The organism is Streptomyces sp. NBC_01232 (assembly GCF_035989885.1).
Classification (GTDB): Bacteria; Actinomycetota; Actinomycetes; order Streptomycetales; family Streptomycetaceae; genus Streptomyces.
Window position 1 is genome coordinate 5,566,114 of the sequence record NZ_CP108518.1, and the last position, 14,267, is coordinate 5,580,380.

The window sequence follows — 14,267 nt, forward strand, 5'->3', positions numbered from 1 at the left end:
AGATGCGCCGGATACTTGTCGTGGGAGCCGGCCAGTCCGGTCTCCAGCTCGCCCTCGGACTCCAGTCGAAGGGGTACGAGGTCACCCTCATGTCCAACCGGACCGCGGACGAGATCCGCACCGGGCGGGTCATGTCCACGCAGTGCATGTTCGACACGGCCCTGCAGCACGAGCGCGACCTCGGGATCAACTTCTGGGAGCAGCAGGCCCCGAGGATCGAGGGCGTCGGCGTCTCCGTCGCCGCCCCCGACGCCACCCGCCCCATCGACTGGCTCGGCCGGCTCAAGGGGTTCGCGCAGTCCGTCGACCAGCGCGTGAAGATGGCCGGCTGGCTCGACACCTTCGTGCAGCGGGGCGGGCAGCTCGTCATTCACGGTGCCTCCGTCGCCGACCTCGACTACTTCTCCCGCACGTACGACCTGGTGCTGGTCGCCGCCGGCAAGGGCGAGCTGGTCTCGATGTTCGGCCGGGACGCGGCGCGTTCCCCGTACGACGCCCCGCAGCGCTCGCTCGCCGTCGCCTATGTGCACGGCCTCGGCCCGCGCCCGGAGCACCCGCAGACGGAGGCGGTCCGCTGCAACCTGGTCCCGGGCGTCGGCGAGCTGTTCGTCATGCCGACCCTGACCACCTCGGGCCGGGCGGACATCCTGTTCTGGGAGGGCGTCCCGGGCGGACCGGTGGACGTCTTCAACGGCGTGAAGGACCCGGCGGAGCACCTGGCGCTCACGCTGGGCCTCATGGAGAAGTTCACGCCGTGGGAGCACGCCCGGACGAAGGAGGTGGAGCTGACGGACGCCGGCGCCACGCTCGCCGGGCGCTACGCCCCGACCGTCCGCAACCCGATCGGACGCCTCCCCGGCGGCGGCCTGGTGCTGGGTGTCGCGGACGTGGTCGTGGCGAACGACCCGATCACCGGGCAGGGCTCGAACTCCGCCGCGAAGTGCGCGGCCTCGTACCTGTCGTCGATCCTGATGCACGGGGACAAGCCGTTCGACGAGGCGTGGATGAAGGCCACCTTCGACAAGTACTGGTTCACCACGGGCAAGCCGGTGACCCAGTGGACGAACGCGATGCTGGGTGTCCCGCCGGAGCACGTCCTCAACCTGATCGGCGCGGCCGGGCAGCTCCCGCCGGTGGCGAATCGATTCGCCAATGGCTTCGACAACCCGGCCGACTTCGACTCGTACTTCTACGACCCCGAGGACACCGCCGACTACCTGGCGGAGGTCGCCTCGTCCGCCGGAGCCTCGTCCGCCGGAGCCTCCTCGGCGGAGTAGCCGGTGTCGTCCCCCGCCTCCGCCGCCGGTGTCTGCGGCAGCGCGGGCGGGGTGAACTCCGCGAGCGGGGCACCGTCCGGGTCCGGCCGGACCGCCCCCAGCAGCGGGTTCGCAGCGATCGGCGACACCTTGACCCGGGCCCCGGGCCGCGGCGCCTGGATCACCTTGCCGTCGCCGACGTACAGGCCCACATGGGTGGCCTTCGGGAAGTAGACCACCAGGTCCCCGGGCCGCAGCTCGTCCAGCGGCACCTTCGGCAGCCGGGCCCACTGCTCCTGGCTGGTCCGCGGAATGACGCGCCCGGCGTGCGCCCAGGCCTGTGAGGTCAGCCCGGAGCAGTCGAAGGACCCCGGCCCCTCGGCGCCCCAGACGTACGGCTTGCCGATCTGGGCCGCCGCATAGGTGAGGGCCGCGCCACCGGCCGCCGTGGGCGTGCCCGTACGGGTGGGGAGCCGGCCCGAATCGACCAGATCCCGCTGCGCGGCCTCGGTGTTCTTCGCCTCCTGCGCCCCGAGCCGGGTGAGCTGGGCGGGGGTCAGGGCGGCCAGTACCCGCTCGACCTCCCTGAGCTGCGCCGCGACCTCGTCCTTGTGGCCCTTCTGCCGCGCGGCCAGTGTCTGCCGGGCGTCCAGCGCCTCGCGGGCCCGGAGGGCGCGCGCGTCGGCCTCCCTCTCGCCGCGGGCCAGCCGGGCCAGTACGGCCGCCCGCCGGGCGCCCTCGCGGGCGGCGAGCCGCCGCTGGTCCAGCGCGGCCCGGGGGTTCCCGGCGAGCAGCATCCGGGCGTACGGGGACAGGCCCCGGCTCGCCTGGTACTGCTCCCGGGCCAGCCGCCCGGCCAGGGCCCTCTCGGAGTCGAGAGCCGTACGGGCCTTGCCGAGGTCGGCGCTGCGCAGCCGCTCCTCGGCCTCGCCCGCCCGGAGGGCGACGTCGGTGGCGTTGTACGCCTCGGCGGCCTCCTCGGCCTTCTGGTACAGGCCCTGCAGGCGGGTGAGCAGTACCCCTACGGACTCGCCCTCGGGCAGGCCCGGCTCGGCGCCGGCCCTCGGGGCCGGCCCGGCGACGAGGAGGGCAGCGGCGATGCAGGCGGCACGAAGCAGCGTGCGGGACGACCGGTATGACATGGGATCACCTCCGAGGCGCCCGATGCTGCCACGCCCGGTATGACAAATCGCCCAACGGAGGCGGCCGGTCGGGCGGGGTCACCCGGTTGGGGGCGGCGGCGGGCTCCCACGTCACCTCGTCCGGCGGCGGGCCTCCCTGAGCTCGCGCGCGACCGCCCAGGCGTCGGCCACCGGGCCGAGGTGGCCGAGCTTGTCCGGGTTGACCACCGAGCGGATCGTCCGGATCCGGCCGTCCAGCAGCTCGAAGGCCAACACGTGCGTCACCGCGCCGTCCGCGTCGCGGAAGACCGCACCCGGCTCACCGTTCACGTCGCGCGGCTCGTACGTCACGCCGATCCGGAGCAGTTCGGGGAGGACCGAGGCGAGCAGACGGGCCACGTTCCCGGCGCCCGTGACGGTCCTGGCCAGCTGCGGGGCCTTGCCGCCGCCGTCCCCGACGAGTTGGACGTCGGCCGCGAGCAGCCGCTGCAGGCCGCTGACGTCGCCGCCCTTCATCGCGTCCAGGAACCGGGTCGCCAGCTCCTGCCGTTCCCGGTGGTCCGCCCGGAAGCGCGGCCGGCCGGCCTCCATGTGCCGCCGCGCCCGTACGAGGAGCTGCCGGCAGGCCGCCTCCGACCGGCCCACCGCGGCGGCGACCTCGTCGAAGCCGAAGGCGAAGACCTCCCGCAGGACGAACACCGAGCGCTCCAGCGGGCTGAGCCGCTCCAGGAGCAGCAGCGCCGCCATCGACACCGAGTCGGCCAGTTCCACCGACCGCGCCGGGTCCTGGTACGGATCGTCGAGCAGCGGCTCGGGGAACCACGGCCCCACGTACTCCTCCCGCCGCACCCGCGCGGAGCGCAGTACGTCGATCGACAGCCGGGTGACCGTCGTCGCCAGGAAGGCCTTCGGCGACGCGGGCAGCGTCGGCGAGGCGTCGAAGCGCAGCCAGGTCTCCTGCACCGCGTCCTCGGCCTCGCTCACGCTGCCCAGGATCCGGTACGCGATCGAGAACAGCAGCGACCGCAGGTCCTCGAACTCCTCGACCTTGCTCATGCCGGCCTTCCTCCCCGTGGTCCCCCCGCCCGGCCGAGCCCGTCGGCGCGGGCGCCTGTGATGATCATCAGAGCATCGGCGGGCGGAGGCAAGGCGATCCCGGTCAGTGGAACTGCCCGGCCACGTAGTCGCCGCCCGGCTGCCGGGTGACGATGTTGATCCGGTTGGCCATGTTCATGAAGGCGATCAGGAGCACCAGGGCGTTGAGCCGCTCCTCGTCGTAGTGCTCGGCCGCCCTCGCCCACACCGCGTCGGCCACTCCACCGGCCCCGTCCGCGGTCCGGGTGCCCTCCTCCGCGAGCTCCAGCGCGGCACGCTCGGCCTCGGTGAAGACCGTGGCCTCGCGCCAGGCCGCCACCAGGTGCAGCCGCACCGCGCTCTCGCCGGCGGCGGTGGCCTCCTTGGTGTGCATGTCGATGCAGACGGCGCAGCCGTTGATCTGGCTGACGCGCAGCGACACCAGTTCCTGCGTCGCGGCCGGCAGCGACGAGTTCTTGAGCACCTGGCCGGCCGCCATGACGTGCTTCAGGGCCTTGCCGGTGTTCGGGCTTGCGAAGAGGTTCAGTCGCGCGTCCATGGTGTGCTCCTCGGGAGTCGTCGTCAGCGGTCGTCGTCGGCCACACCCCTGGGACGAGACAGCCCGGCGCCCTGTGACACGGGCGCGGGTGTGACCTGGGTCTCCCCGACGGCGGACTGCGCTTGGAGGTGCCGGAGCCGGCGCGTACGGGCGCCCGGGCGTCCCGGCTGAGGGCCGCCTCGGGCGCGAAGGTGTCGAAGCCGCGCGATGCAGGCCGGGCGGAGCCGCCGCACTGTGACCGTCCTGTTGCATCAACTGCGGTCCAGGTCATGGACGTTGTGGTCCCGTACTGCTGGACTGCACCGATGGCGCTCCTGCTGCTTCTGTTCCTTCCGGTCCTGCCCCTGCTGATGCTCGGCCTGCTCGGCCGCGGTATCGCCACCGTCGGCGGGCGGGGGTGGCACCGGCCGGCGGCCGCCCTCCTCGGCGCCTGCGCGGCCGGCTTCTACTCCTGGGGACTGCTGCACGTGGCCGGTGCGGTCCTGGCCGCCGAGGACGGCGGGGCCTCGTCGTCGCCGATCCTGCCCTGCCGCACCCCCGGCCAGGAGGAGCGGGCGTCGCACGTCGTGGACTACTCCGTCGACTACGTGCCGCTGCGGTTCGTCTGCGAGACGACGGGCGGCGGGAGCTACGCCGCCGCATCCGTTCCGGTGTACGTCAACCCGGCCGTACTGGGCTTCGCGCTGGCCGCGGCCGTGTGCGCCGGCGCCGGAACCGTCGGTGCGCGGCGCCGGGCCGGGACGGCCCCGGCCGGCTGACGGGGGTCAGCCGCGCAGCAGGCGGGCCTTGGCCGCCGTGAACTCCTGCGGGGTGAGCAGGCCCTCACGGGCCAGGACGGCCAGCTGGGTGAGCTCCGCGACCAGGCCGGCCGAGGCGCCCGGTCCGGCGGGCGTTGCGGGCCCGGCGGGTGGGGTGGTGTCCGGGCGGATCGTCACCCCAGACTCCGACCCCGGGTCCGCACCCGGCTCCGGCCCCGCGTCCGGCCCGGCCGGCTCCCGGGGTTCCGGCTGTGCGCCGGGCAGGGGTTCGGCAGGGGTCACCGCGCCCGCGGTCCGTTCCCAGGCCTGTGATGCCCGCGACGCCTCCGCCGCCCCCGCCGCCCGTGCCAGCAGGCCCCGCAGCAGCGGGTGCCCCGCCGGGCGGTTCGCCGCGCTGACCGTTACTCCCATCGGGCGGATGAACATCAGGCCACCCCTGCGCGGGGGTCCGCCGGTACCCGGTCCGGCGGGATGCGGACCGAGCCCACGATCCGGCCGCCCGCGGCCCGTACGGCGACGGCCGCGTCCTCGGCCCACAGGTGTTCGACCACCAGCAGCAGCGCGCAGCTCCCGCGCTCCAGCAGCCCCGCGGCCTCCTGCACGTCCTCCGGCCCGATCAGCCGGGCCACGTCCCGGCCCGTCAGCAGCCCGTGCAGCTCCACGAACTCGTCGAACTCGGCCGCCAGTACGTCTCCCGAGGCCGTCCTCGTCGCCACGATGCCGTCGATCAGCCGGACCACCCCGGTCTTGCGCAGCCCCATCACGGCCTCGACCGCCGGGGCCCGCAGCTGCTCCTCCGGGAAGGCGAGGACGATGAATTCCACAGGTCCCATGCGCCTCGGCTCCTCACTTTCGACACTTCCGACCGTTTTTGACGACTCTTCGGCACACTATGACATAAGCGGACATATCATTCGTCTGCTTGCTACGTTTCGGTGTATGACCGCTCTGACGGCAAAGGTGGCGGAGCCCGCCCCGCCCCCACCCCCCGGCGCAGGCGCACCCAAGCGGCGCGGCGTCGAGCTGACGCTCCTCGCCGGAGCCGTCCTGATCTCCGTCCTCGGTCACCTCTACGTCGGCCTCGCCACCACCGGCCGCATCCCCGGTCCGGCCACCCGCTACGCCGCCGGCCTCTGCGTGGCCGCCCTGCTCGCGCACCTCGCCGTCCGGCTCCGGGCCCCCTACGCCGACCCCCTCCTGCTCCCGATCGCCGTCCTTCTCAACGGCCTCGGCCTCGTCCTCATCCAGCGCCTCGACGCGACCACCCCCGGGCACATCACCGCCGGGGACCAACTCCTGTGGTCCGCACTGGGCGTGGCGCTCTTCGTCCTCGTCGTCGCGCTGCTCCGCGACCACCGGGTGCTCCAGCGCTACGCGTACCTCTCCGTCGCGGTGGCCCTCGTCCTGATGCTGGTCCCCGTCTTCTTTCCGGCCGTCAACGGCGCGCACATCTGGATCCGGTTCGCCGGGCTCTCCTTCCAGCCGGGGGAGTTCGCCAAGATCCTGCTCGCGGTCTTCTTCGCCGCGTACCTCGCCGCGAACCGCACCGCGCTCGCCCTCACCGGCCGCCGGCTCTTCTGGAAGCTGCGGCTCCTGCCCGGCCGCGTCCTCGGCCCGATCCTCGCGATCTGGCTGCTCAGCGTCGGTGTGCTGGTCCTGGAACGGGACCTGGGGACCTCGCTGCTGTTCTTCGGACTGTTCGTGATCATGCTGTTCACCGCCACCGGGCGGATCGGCTGGATCGCGATCGGTCTGCTGCTCGCAGCCCTCGGCGCCTACGCGGTGGGGACCTTCGAGCCGCACGTGCACAGCCGGGTCGAGGACTGGCTGAACCCTTTCGCCTCGATCGAGCGCGGCGAAGGCCCCGGCCAGCTCGCCCAGTCCCTCTTCGCCTTCGGCGCGGGCGGCCTGCTCGGCGCCGGGCTCGGCCACGGCGAGTCCTTCCTCATCGGCTTCGCCGCCAAGTCGGACTTCATCCTCGCCACCGCCGGCGAGGAGCTCGGCCTCGTCGGCCTCGCCGCGATCCTGCTCCTCTACGGGCTCCTCGTCGCCCGCGGCTTCCGCGCCGGGCTCGCCCTGCGCGATGCCTTCGGCCGGCTGCTCGCCACCGGACTCGCCTCGATCGTCGCGCTCCAGGTGTTCGTCATCGCGGGCGGGGTCACCGGCCTGATCCCGCTCACCGGCATGGCCATGCCCTTCCTGGCCCAGGGCGGCTCCTCCGTCGTCACGAACTGGATCATCGTCGCGCTGCTGGTCCGGCTCAGCGACAGCGCCCGCAGACCCCGCCCCGCGAAGGAGCCGGCCGAGTGATCCGCTACATCCGCTGGTGCGCGTACTTCTGTGCGCTCCTGCTCGTCGCGCTGCTGGTCAACCTCACCCGCGTGCAGGTCTGGGAGTCCGCCGCCTACGGCGCGAACCCGGCCAACAAACGCCCCGCCATCGCACGCTACGCCGAACCCCGGGGGGACATCCTGGTCGACGGGCGCCCCGTCACCGGCTCCCGCGACAGCGGCCAACTGCTGCGCTACGAGCGGACGTACACGCACGGCCCGCTCTACGCGCCCGTCACCGGATTCTCCTCCCAGACGTACGGGACCAGCTTCGTCGAGCGTGCCGAGGACGCGGTCCTGTCGGGCACCGACCCGGGACTCTCGGTCTTCCCGCTCTGGTACGAACTGGCCCGCGGCCGCCCGGCCGGCGGAAACGCAGCCACCACCGTCCGCTCCGGCATGCAGCTGGCCGCGTACCGCGGGCTCGCCGGCAAGCGCGGCGCGGTGGCCGCCGTCGAACCGGCCACCGGGAAGATCCTCGCGCTGGTCAGCAGCCCTTCGTACGACCCCTCGGTGCTCTCCGGCACGGGTACGAAGGTCAAGGAGGCCTGGGCGGCACTGAACGCGGACCCCGCACGGCCGATGCTCAACCGCGCGCTGCGCGAGACGTACCCGCCCGGCTCCACCTTCAAGATCGTGACGGCGGCGGCCGCCCTCGACGCGGGAGTCGTCACCGATGTGGACGCGCCGACCCGCACCCCCGACCCGTACCCGCTGCCCGGGACCAGCACCCTGCTGCCGAACGCGGGCACCGGCTGCGAGGACGCCTCGATGGCGGACGCCGTGCAGTGGTCCTGCAACACGGTGATGGCGAAGATCGGGGTGCAGGTCGGGCTGCGCGGGATGGTGGAGGCGGCGCGACGCTTCGGGTTCAACGCCGAGGGGCTGCGGGTGCCCTCGTGGGTGTCCCGGTCGAACTTCGACACCGACATGAGCCAGGACCAGCTGGCCCTGTCCTCGATCGGGCAGTTCAACACGAAGGCCACCCCGCTGCAGATGGCGATGGTGGCGGCGGCGGTCGCGAACGGCGGCGAGGTCACCTACCCCCACCTGGTGGAACGGACGACCCAGGACGACGGATCCCAGGTCCGGCGGGGCGACCGGCGCAGCCTCGGGCGGGCGATGAACCCGGCCACCGCCGTCCGGCTGCAGGAGCTCATGGTCAAGGTGGTGGAGAACGGGACGGGCCGCAACGCGGCGATTCCGGGCGCGGTGGTCGGCGGCAAGACCGGCACCGCGCAGCACGGGGTCGGCAACGCGGGGACCCCGTACGCATGGTTCATCGCCTGGGCAAGGGCCGACGGCGCGCCGCAGCCGCAGGTGGCCGTCGCGGTGGTCGTCGAGGACGCCTCGGCCGACCGGGGCGACATCAGCGGCAACGGCGCGGCGGCGCCGATCGCGCGGGCGGTGATGGAGGCGGCGCTGGCCACCGGCCGCTGAGGCATCCGCCCCGGCCCGGCCGCCCGGCCTTGGTCCCGGCCCGGCTCGGCCCCCGCCCCGCCGTGGTCCCGCCCCGGCCCCCGCCCGCCGGGCGAAGCCCCGGACGGCCGCCCGGACACCCCTCAGGCGGTGTCCGCGCCCTCGGCGATGGCGGCCTCGACCTCCGCCACCCGCGCGGACTCCTCCGCCGCGAACCGCTCGCGGTCCAGGGCCTCGGCGATCTCCTCGTCCTGGCTCATCAGCAGGTCGAGGTTGGAGTCGCCCATGTCGAAGACGCCCAGGTCCAGGTAGGCCCGCTGCAGCCGCTCGCCCCACAGCCCGATGTCCTTCACGCACGGCACGATCCGGCTGAACAGCAGCCTGCGGAACAGGTGCAGGAACTCCGACTGCTCGCTGAACCGCTCCGCCTCCTCCTTCGGGATGCCGAAGTTCTCCAGCACCTCCACCCCGCGCAGCCGGTCCCGCATCAGGTAGCAGCCCTCGATCACGAACTCCTCGCGCTCGCGCAGCTCGGCGTCCGTCAGCTGCTTGTAGTAGTCGCGCAGCGCCATCCGCCCGAAGGCCACGTGCCGGGCCTCGTCCTGCATCACGTACGCCAGGAGCTGCTTGGGCAGCGGCTTGGTGGTGGTGTCCCGGATCATTCCGAAGGCGGCCAGGGCCAGCCCCTCTATGAGCACCTGCATGCCGAGGTAGGGCATGTCCCAGCGGGAGTCGCGCAGGGTGTCGCCGAGCAGCCCCTGGAGGCTGTCGTTGATCGGGTACAGCATCCCGACCTTGTCGTGCAGGAAGCGCCCGAAGATCTCGGCGTGCCGGGCCTCGTCCATGGTCTGCGTGGCGGAGTAGAACTTCGCGTCCAGGTCCGGCACCGACTCCACGATGCGTGCCGCGCACACCATCGCGCCCTGCTCGCCGTGCAGGAACTGGCTGAAGTTCCAGGAGGCGTAGTGCCGGCGCAGCTCGCCCCGGTCCTTCGCGGTGAGCCGGGCCCAGTGCCGCGTCCCGTACAGCGGCAGGGACTCGTCGGGGGTGCCCAGCGGATCGTAGGGGTCCACCTCGATGTCCCAGTCGATGCGCTTTCCGCCGTCCCACTGCTTGTCCTTGCCCTTCTGGTACAGGGCGAGGAGGCGCTCGCGGCCGTCGGCGTATTCCCAGCTGAAGCGGGCGGAGCCGGTGGCGGGGACCTGCCAGACCGCCTCGCCCGGGTTCTCGGTGTAGAGCTCGTGCGTCGACACTGACGCCCCCTCGTCTCACGTACTGCCGTGCGGTACCGGACAGTTGGCAGCGTCACACGTTGGTAGACACGGGGTCAACAAGTCGCGCGCGAGGGATTGACGACCTTGCTGACAGGCAGTCTCATAAGAGGAGACCGCCGGTAACTCGACGACGAGGTGTCCGAACCCATGACGACCGTGACCGAACGAGCCGCGCTCAGGGACGCCCTCGGCCTGCTCAAGGACCGTGAGCAGATAGCCGAGCGACTGCTCGAATCCTCGGCCAAGCACTCCTTCGACCCCGACAAGGAACTCGACTGGGACGCCCCGCCGATCGAGGGCAAGTACTACTGGCCGCCGGAACTGCTCTCGCTCTACGACACCCCGCTGTGGAAGAAGATGGGGGAGGAGCAGCGCATCGACCTCTCCCGCCACGAGGCGGCGGCGCTCGGCTCGCTCGGCATCTGGTTCGAGATCATCCTCATGCAGCTGCTGGTCCGGCACATCTACGACAAGTCCCTGACCAGCAATCACGTCCGCTACGCGCTCACCGAGATCGCCGACGAGTGCCGCCACTCGATGATGTTCGCCCGCATGATCCAGAAGGCCGAGGTCCCCGCGTACCCGGTCTCCCGCGTCAACCACAACCTCGCCCGGGTCCTGAAGACCATCTCCACCACCCCCGGCTCCTTCGCCTGCACCCTCCTCGGTGAGGAGATCCTCGACTGGATGCAGCGCCTGACCTTCCCGGACGAGCGCGTCCAGCCGCTGGTCCGCGGTGTCACCCGGATCCACGTCATCGAGGAGGCCCGGCACGTCCGGTACGCCCGGGAGGAACTGCGCCGCCAGATGCTGACGGCCCCGCGCTGGGAGCAGGAACTCACCCGGATCAGCTGCGGAGAGGCCGCCCGCGTCTTCTCCCTCGCCTTCGTCAACCCGGCCGTCTACGACAACATCGGCCTGGACCGCCGCGAGGCCGTCGCCCAGGTGAAGGCGAGCGGCCACCGCCGCGAGGTCATGCAGAGCGGTGCGAAGCGGCTCACCGACTTCCTCGACGACATCGGCGTCCTGCGCGGAGTCGGCCGGAGGCTGTGGCAGAGCTCGGGGCTGCTGGCGTAGGCGGGCGGCTCCTGTACTGCGTCGACCGGCCCGGCCCGGTCCGGCCCGGTCCGGTCCGGTCCGGCCCGGTCCGGGCCGGGCCGGACCGTTGCGTACCGGGCCGGATCGGGCCCGATCGACCGGACACCCACTCGTCCGGGGCCCGCGGGGCTACCCTGCGGACATGACCGTACGCGCGTACCGCAGGCTGAGCGTCGAGGAGCGGCGAGCCCAACTCCTCACCGCCGCCCTCTCGCTGTTCGCGCACCGGGCGCCGGAGGAGGTCTCGCTCGACGACGTCGCCGAGGCCGCCGGGGTGTCCCGCCCGCTCGTCTACCGCTACTTCCCGGGCGGCAAGCAGCAGCTCTACGAGGCCGCCCTGCGCTCGGCGGCGGACGTCCTCGAACTGTGCTTCGCCGAACCCCAGGAGGGGCCCCTCACCCGGCGCCTCTCGCGCGCACTGGACCGCTACCTCGCCTTCGTCGACGAACACGACGCCGGCTTCGCGGCCCTCCTCCAGGGCGGCAGCGTCGTGGAGACCTCCCGCACGACGGCGACCGTGGACGGCATCCGCCGGGCCGCCGCCGACCAGATCCTCCTCCACCTGGGCGCCCCGGCCCCGGGCCCCCGGCTGCGCATGATGGTCCGTACGTGGATCACCGCGGTCGAGGCGGCCTCCCTCATCTGGATCGACGAGGGCAAGCAGCCGGAGGTCGAGCACCTGCGGGACTGGCTCCTGGACCAGTTCATCGCCCTCCTGACGGCCACCGCCGCCACGGATCCGGAAACGGCGGAGGCCGCCCGCGCCGCCCTCGCGCTGGAATCGCCGGACGGTCCGGTCGGGGTCCTGGCCCGCCGTGTGATCCCGGTGGTGTCCGAGGCCGCCCACCTGCTGTGACACTGGTGGGGTGAGAAGCCAACCGACCCCGTTCGAGGACGGCCCGATGGACGGCCGGGTCCTCCCCGTCCTCCTCGGCCCGACCGGACACCCCCCGAAGTGGTACGAGATCCCCGTCCCGGCGCCGGACGGCGGCCCGCCGACGGTGCTGCTGTACGAGCGCGTGCCCGCGGGGTACTCCAAGCGGCTCGGCCTGCAGAAGGGCTGGAAGTACGCCTTCCGCCCCTCGGGCACCAAACCGCGCCCCCGCTGGCCCTGGACCAAGACCCCCCGGACCTGACGCCCCGCGACGGGGAGCCCCGGCCTGCGCGGTGTGTACGGGGGCGCTCCCCGCAGGGCGCGGAAGGCACCGCCGGCGAGGCACGGCCGCCGTGGCCTCCGGCCCTGAACGTCGAGCAGCCCGGGGATCCCTCCCGGATCCGTCCCGGGATCCGGCCCGGGATCCGTCCCGGCCTCTGGCCCGGCATCCGGTCAGGGGCCGGCTAGGAACCCGGCAGCGTGAGGACCGCCAGGCCGCCGCCGCCCTCCGCCGCCCGGAACTCCAGCCGCGCCCCGATCACGGCCGCCTGCCCCACCGCGATGGTCAGCCCCAGCCCGTGGCCCTTGCCCCCGCTCCGGAAGCGCTGCGGGCCGTGCGCCGCCAGGTACTCCGGGAAACCGTCCCCGTGGTCCCGTACGGTCACCACCGGCCCGTCCACCGTCAGCACCACCGGCGCCCGCCCGTGCTTGTGGGCGTTGGCCACAAGGTTCCCGAGCACCCGCTCCAGCCTGCGCCGGTCCGTCTCCACGTGCGCGTCCCGGACGACCGCCACCTCAGTGTCCGTCCCGGACGCCCGCACCACCCGCCGCACCAACCGCCCCAGCTGGTGCAGATCGGCCTCCACCACCTCGCTGCCCGAGTCCAGCCGGGAGATCTCCAGCAGGTCCTCCGTCAGCTGCCGCATCGTCCGCACCCGCTCGCGCACCAGCTCCGTCGGCCGGCCCTCCGGCAGCAGCTCCGACGCCGCCTGCAGGCCCGTCAGCGGCGTGCGCAGCTCGTGCGCCACGTCCGCCGTGAACCGCCGCTCGCTCTCCAGCTTCGACTGCAGGCTCCCCGCCATCGTGTCCAGCGCCGCGGCCACCGTCGCCACCTCGTCCTGGTGCCGCGAAGGGGTCCTCGTACGCGGGTCGTTCACGCGAGCGTCGAGGTCGCCCTGGGTGATCCGCCGAGCCACCGTCGCCGTCTGGTGCAGCCGCCGGGTCACGCGGGTCACCGCGAAGGCGCCGACCAGCAGCGTGCCGCCGATCGCCAGCAGTGACGATCCGATGATCGCGTTGTCGAGCCCGCTGATCGTGCGGGCGCTCTGCCCGTAGTCGATGGCGGCCGCGAGCGCCCGGCCGTCCGCCGGAGCCGCCGCCCACATGGTCGGGCGGCCCCGGTACTCCGCGACCAGCGTGCCCCGGCGCCCGCTGACGGCGAGGGCGCGCAGCTCCGGCGGCAGGCCCGCGGGATCCAGGCCCGAGCCGCGCGGAAGGGGTTCACCCGCCTCGTACGCGCGTACGACGTCGTGCAGTTTGCCGAGCGCCTTCTCCCGCGCCGTGGCCACCGTCTGCCGGGTCACCTCCACATGCACGAGGGCACCCACCACGGCCGCCAGCGAGCAGCACATCACCACGATGAAGCACGCCGACTTCCAGGTCAGCGTGGCCGTCCAGGAGGGCCAGGAGGGCCAGGAGGGCAGTCTCATGGCCGGACCGGCAGGGGCGCCTGCTCCCGGCCGCCCGGTTCCCGGCCACCGGGCGCACGGCTGCCGGGCTCCCGATTGCCGGGCTCCCTGCTTCCGGGGGCCTGCGGATTGCCGGGGACCCGTACGATCTGCTCGCGCGTCGGCAGCATGGTGAGCTGCTTCTCGTCCCAGGACCAGGCGGTGATCAGCTCGTAGCCGTGGTTGCCGCTGGGCACCCGCAGGATCACGTCGCCGTCGGCGAGCTCCACCGAGATGACGGTCTCCGTGGTCGCCATGATCCGGTTGAGCCGCCCGTCCGGGTCCGCCGTGTACACCCGTACGGACATCATCTTGTCGGGGAACTCGATGCCGACGATCAGCTCGTCCTTGCCGTTGCCCGTGAGGTCCCGGTAGTACGGCTTCAGCACCGGGCACGACTCCGGCTCCTCCTCGGCCCTGTCCTTCGCGCACGCCCTGATCGCAGCCGCAGTCCGGGGCGGCATCCCGTCGGCCCCGACCTCGGTGTCCGGGTGGGCCCGCAGCTCCGCCTGGACGAGGGCCACCGGGTCGACGGCGTGCACGTCCTGGTCGCGGACGGGCGGGATCCCCTTGACGTACTCGGGCGGCGCCCCACCCGGATCGGCGGGCGGTACGGACGCCCCGCGGCGATCCGGCCACAGATGTACGGGCCCGCTCGCGGTCGACGTGGCGCCCGCGCTCACCAGCCCGCCGGTGTCCCCGCAGCCCGTCAGCAGCGGAACCAGCGCCGACAGGGGGAGCAGTATGCACACGGCCACACGCGACCGCACCCTCTTC

The 14,267-nt window shown here is 73.1% G+C and carries 15 protein-coding genes; 7 read left to right on the forward strand and 8 right to left on the reverse strand.

Annotation, left to right across the window (positions count from 1 at the left end; genetic code table 11):
- Window positions 1-2: 2 nt before the first annotated feature.
- The gene (locus OG444_RS25930) at window positions 3-1,277 is read left to right on the forward strand and encodes a styrene monooxygenase/indole monooxygenase family protein (RefSeq protein WP_327264422.1); all 1,275 of its coding nucleotides are present in this window, start codon (window positions 3-5) and stop codon (window positions 1,275-1,277) included.
- Here OG444_RS25930 and OG444_RS25935 read toward each other — a convergent pair.
- The 3 genes from OG444_RS25935 to OG444_RS25945 all read right to left on the reverse strand — a co-directional run bounded on the left by OG444_RS25935 (window position 1,214) and on the right by OG444_RS25945 (window position 4,010).
- A complete protein-coding gene (locus OG444_RS25935; protein ID WP_327264423.1) occupies window positions 1,214-2,398 on the reverse strand; it encodes a C40 family peptidase in 1,185 nt (394 codons plus the stop codon). The two genes, OG444_RS25930 and OG444_RS25935, sit on opposite strands and share 64 nt — an antisense overlap.
- A 111-nt stretch (window positions 2,399-2,509) precedes the next feature.
- A complete protein-coding gene (locus OG444_RS25940) occupies window positions 2,510-3,433 on the reverse strand; it encodes an RNA polymerase sigma-70 factor (protein ID WP_327264424.1) in 924 nt (307 codons plus the stop codon).
- A gap of 103 nt (window positions 3,434-3,536) precedes the next feature.
- Window positions 3,537-4,010 carry a carboxymuconolactone decarboxylase family protein gene (locus OG444_RS25945; RefSeq protein WP_327264425.1) on the reverse strand — a complete coding sequence of 158 codons (474 nt, stop codon included), beginning with the start codon at window positions 4,008-4,010 and terminating at the stop codon, window positions 3,537-3,539.
- 269 nt (window positions 4,011-4,279) lie between these two features.
- On the opposite strand from OG444_RS25945, the gene OG444_RS25950 reads away from it, so the two are divergent.
- Window positions 4,280-4,768, forward strand: a complete 489-nt coding sequence (locus tag OG444_RS25950; RefSeq protein ID WP_327264426.1) for a hypothetical protein — start codon at window positions 4,280-4,282, stop codon at window positions 4,766-4,768.
- A 6-nt stretch (window positions 4,769-4,774) separates the two neighbouring features.
- On the opposite strand, the gene OG444_RS25955 is transcribed toward OG444_RS25950, so the two are convergent.
- Together OG444_RS25955 and OG444_RS25960 are read right to left on the reverse strand one after the other, a co-directional pair.
- Complete coding sequence (locus OG444_RS25955; protein WP_327264427.1) at window positions 4,775-5,194, reverse strand: SHOCT domain-containing protein; 420 nt, start codon at window positions 5,192-5,194, stop codon at window positions 4,775-4,777.
- Window positions 5,194-5,601 (reverse strand): DUF6325 family protein, encoded by a 408-nt coding sequence (locus OG444_RS25960; protein WP_327264428.1) that lies wholly within the window; start codon window positions 5,599-5,601, stop codon window positions 5,194-5,196. The genes OG444_RS25955 and OG444_RS25960 overlap by 1 nt, the downstream gene beginning before the upstream one ends.
- A 106-nt stretch (window positions 5,602-5,707) precedes the next feature.
- On the opposite strand from OG444_RS25960, the gene OG444_RS25965 reads away from it, so the two are divergent.
- The gene (locus OG444_RS25965) at window positions 5,708-7,078 is read left to right on the forward strand and encodes an FtsW/RodA/SpoVE family cell cycle protein (protein WP_327264429.1); all 1,371 of its coding nucleotides are present in this window, start codon (window positions 5,708-5,710) and stop codon (window positions 7,076-7,078) included.
- Window positions 7,075-8,538 carry a penicillin-binding transpeptidase domain-containing protein gene (locus OG444_RS25970; RefSeq protein ID WP_327264430.1) on the forward strand — a complete coding sequence of 488 codons (1,464 nt, stop codon included), beginning with the start codon at window positions 7,075-7,077 and terminating at the stop codon, window positions 8,536-8,538. The genes OG444_RS25965 and OG444_RS25970 overlap by 4 nt, the downstream gene beginning before the upstream one ends.
- 122 nt (window positions 8,539-8,660) lie before the next feature.
- Here OG444_RS25970 and OG444_RS25975 read toward each other — a convergent pair whose 3' ends face one another.
- Complete coding sequence (locus OG444_RS25975; RefSeq protein WP_327264431.1) at window positions 8,661-9,770, reverse strand: ferritin-like domain-containing protein; 1,110 nt, start codon at window positions 9,768-9,770, stop codon at window positions 8,661-8,663.
- Between the two features lie 168 nt (window positions 9,771-9,938).
- Between OG444_RS25975 and OG444_RS25980 the strand changes: the two genes are divergently transcribed.
- The 3 genes from OG444_RS25980 to OG444_RS25990 all read left to right on the forward strand — a co-directional run bounded on the left by OG444_RS25980 (window position 9,939) and on the right by OG444_RS25990 (window position 12,025).
- Window positions 9,939-10,868 carry an AurF N-oxygenase family protein gene (locus OG444_RS25980; protein WP_327264432.1) on the forward strand — a complete coding sequence of 310 codons (930 nt, stop codon included), beginning with the start codon at window positions 9,939-9,941 and terminating at the stop codon, window positions 10,866-10,868.
- Window positions 10,869-11,031: 163 nt separating this feature from the next.
- On the forward strand, window positions 11,032-11,745 hold the full coding sequence (locus OG444_RS25985; RefSeq protein WP_327264433.1) for a TetR/AcrR family transcriptional regulator: 714 nt from the start codon (window positions 11,032-11,034) through the stop codon (window positions 11,743-11,745).
- A gap of 10 nt (window positions 11,746-11,755) precedes the next feature.
- On the forward strand, window positions 11,756-12,025 hold the full coding sequence (locus OG444_RS25990) for a hypothetical protein (RefSeq protein WP_327264434.1): 270 nt from the start codon (window positions 11,756-11,758) through the stop codon (window positions 12,023-12,025).
- A 202-nt stretch (window positions 12,026-12,227) separates the two neighbouring features.
- On the opposite strand, the gene OG444_RS25995 is transcribed toward OG444_RS25990, so the two are convergent.
- Together OG444_RS25995 and OG444_RS26000 are read right to left on the reverse strand one after the other, a co-directional pair.
- Complete coding sequence (locus OG444_RS25995) at window positions 12,228-13,472, reverse strand: HAMP domain-containing sensor histidine kinase (protein ID WP_327264435.1); 1,245 nt, start codon at window positions 13,470-13,472, stop codon at window positions 12,228-12,230.
- The gene (locus OG444_RS26000; RefSeq protein ID WP_327264436.1) at window positions 13,469-14,248 is read right to left on the reverse strand and encodes a hypothetical protein; all 780 of its coding nucleotides are present in this window, start codon (window positions 14,246-14,248) and stop codon (window positions 13,469-13,471) included. Before OG444_RS26000 ends, OG444_RS25995 begins: the two co-directional genes overlap by 4 nt.
- Window positions 14,249-14,267: the final 19 nt, after the last annotated feature.

What these genes read in the sequence shown, in the direction of transcription:
- OG444_RS25980 (WP_327264432.1), top strand. Translation starts at nt 9,939, where the DNA reads ATGACGACCGTGACCGAACGAGCCGCGCTCAGGGACGCCCTCGGCCTG.
- OG444_RS25965 (WP_327264429.1), top strand. Translation starts at nt 5,708, where the DNA reads ATGACCGCTCTGACGGCAAAGGTGGCGGAGCCCGCCCCGCCCCCACCC.
- OG444_RS25995 (WP_327264435.1), bottom strand. Translation starts at nt 13,472, where the DNA reads ATGAGACTGCCCTCCTGGCCCTCCTGGCCCTCCTGGACGGCCACGCTG.
- OG444_RS25940 (WP_327264424.1), bottom strand. Translation starts at nt 3,433, where the DNA reads ATGAGCAAGGTCGAGGAGTTCGAGGACCTGCGGTCGCTGCTGTTCTCG.
- OG444_RS25935 (WP_327264423.1), bottom strand. Translation starts at nt 2,398, where the DNA reads ATGTCATACCGGTCGTCCCGCACGCTGCTTCGTGCCGCCTGCATCGCC.
- OG444_RS25930 (WP_327264422.1), top strand. Translation starts at nt 3, where the DNA reads ATGCGCCGGATACTTGTCGTGGGAGCCGGCCAGTCCGGTCTCCAGCTC.
- OG444_RS25945 (WP_327264425.1), bottom strand. Translation starts at nt 4,010, where the DNA reads ATGGACGCGCGACTGAACCTCTTCGCAAGCCCGAACACCGGCAAGGCC.
- OG444_RS25960 (WP_327264428.1), bottom strand. Translation starts at nt 5,601, where the DNA reads ATGGGACCTGTGGAATTCATCGTCCTCGCCTTCCCGGAGGAGCAGCTG.
- OG444_RS25950 (WP_327264426.1), top strand. Translation starts at nt 4,280, where the DNA reads ATGGACGTTGTGGTCCCGTACTGCTGGACTGCACCGATGGCGCTCCTG.
- OG444_RS25985 (WP_327264433.1), top strand. Translation starts at nt 11,032, where the DNA reads ATGACCGTACGCGCGTACCGCAGGCTGAGCGTCGAGGAGCGGCGAGCC.
- OG444_RS25955 (WP_327264427.1), bottom strand. Translation starts at nt 5,194, where the DNA reads ATGTTCATCCGCCCGATGGGAGTAACGGTCAGCGCGGCGAACCGCCCG.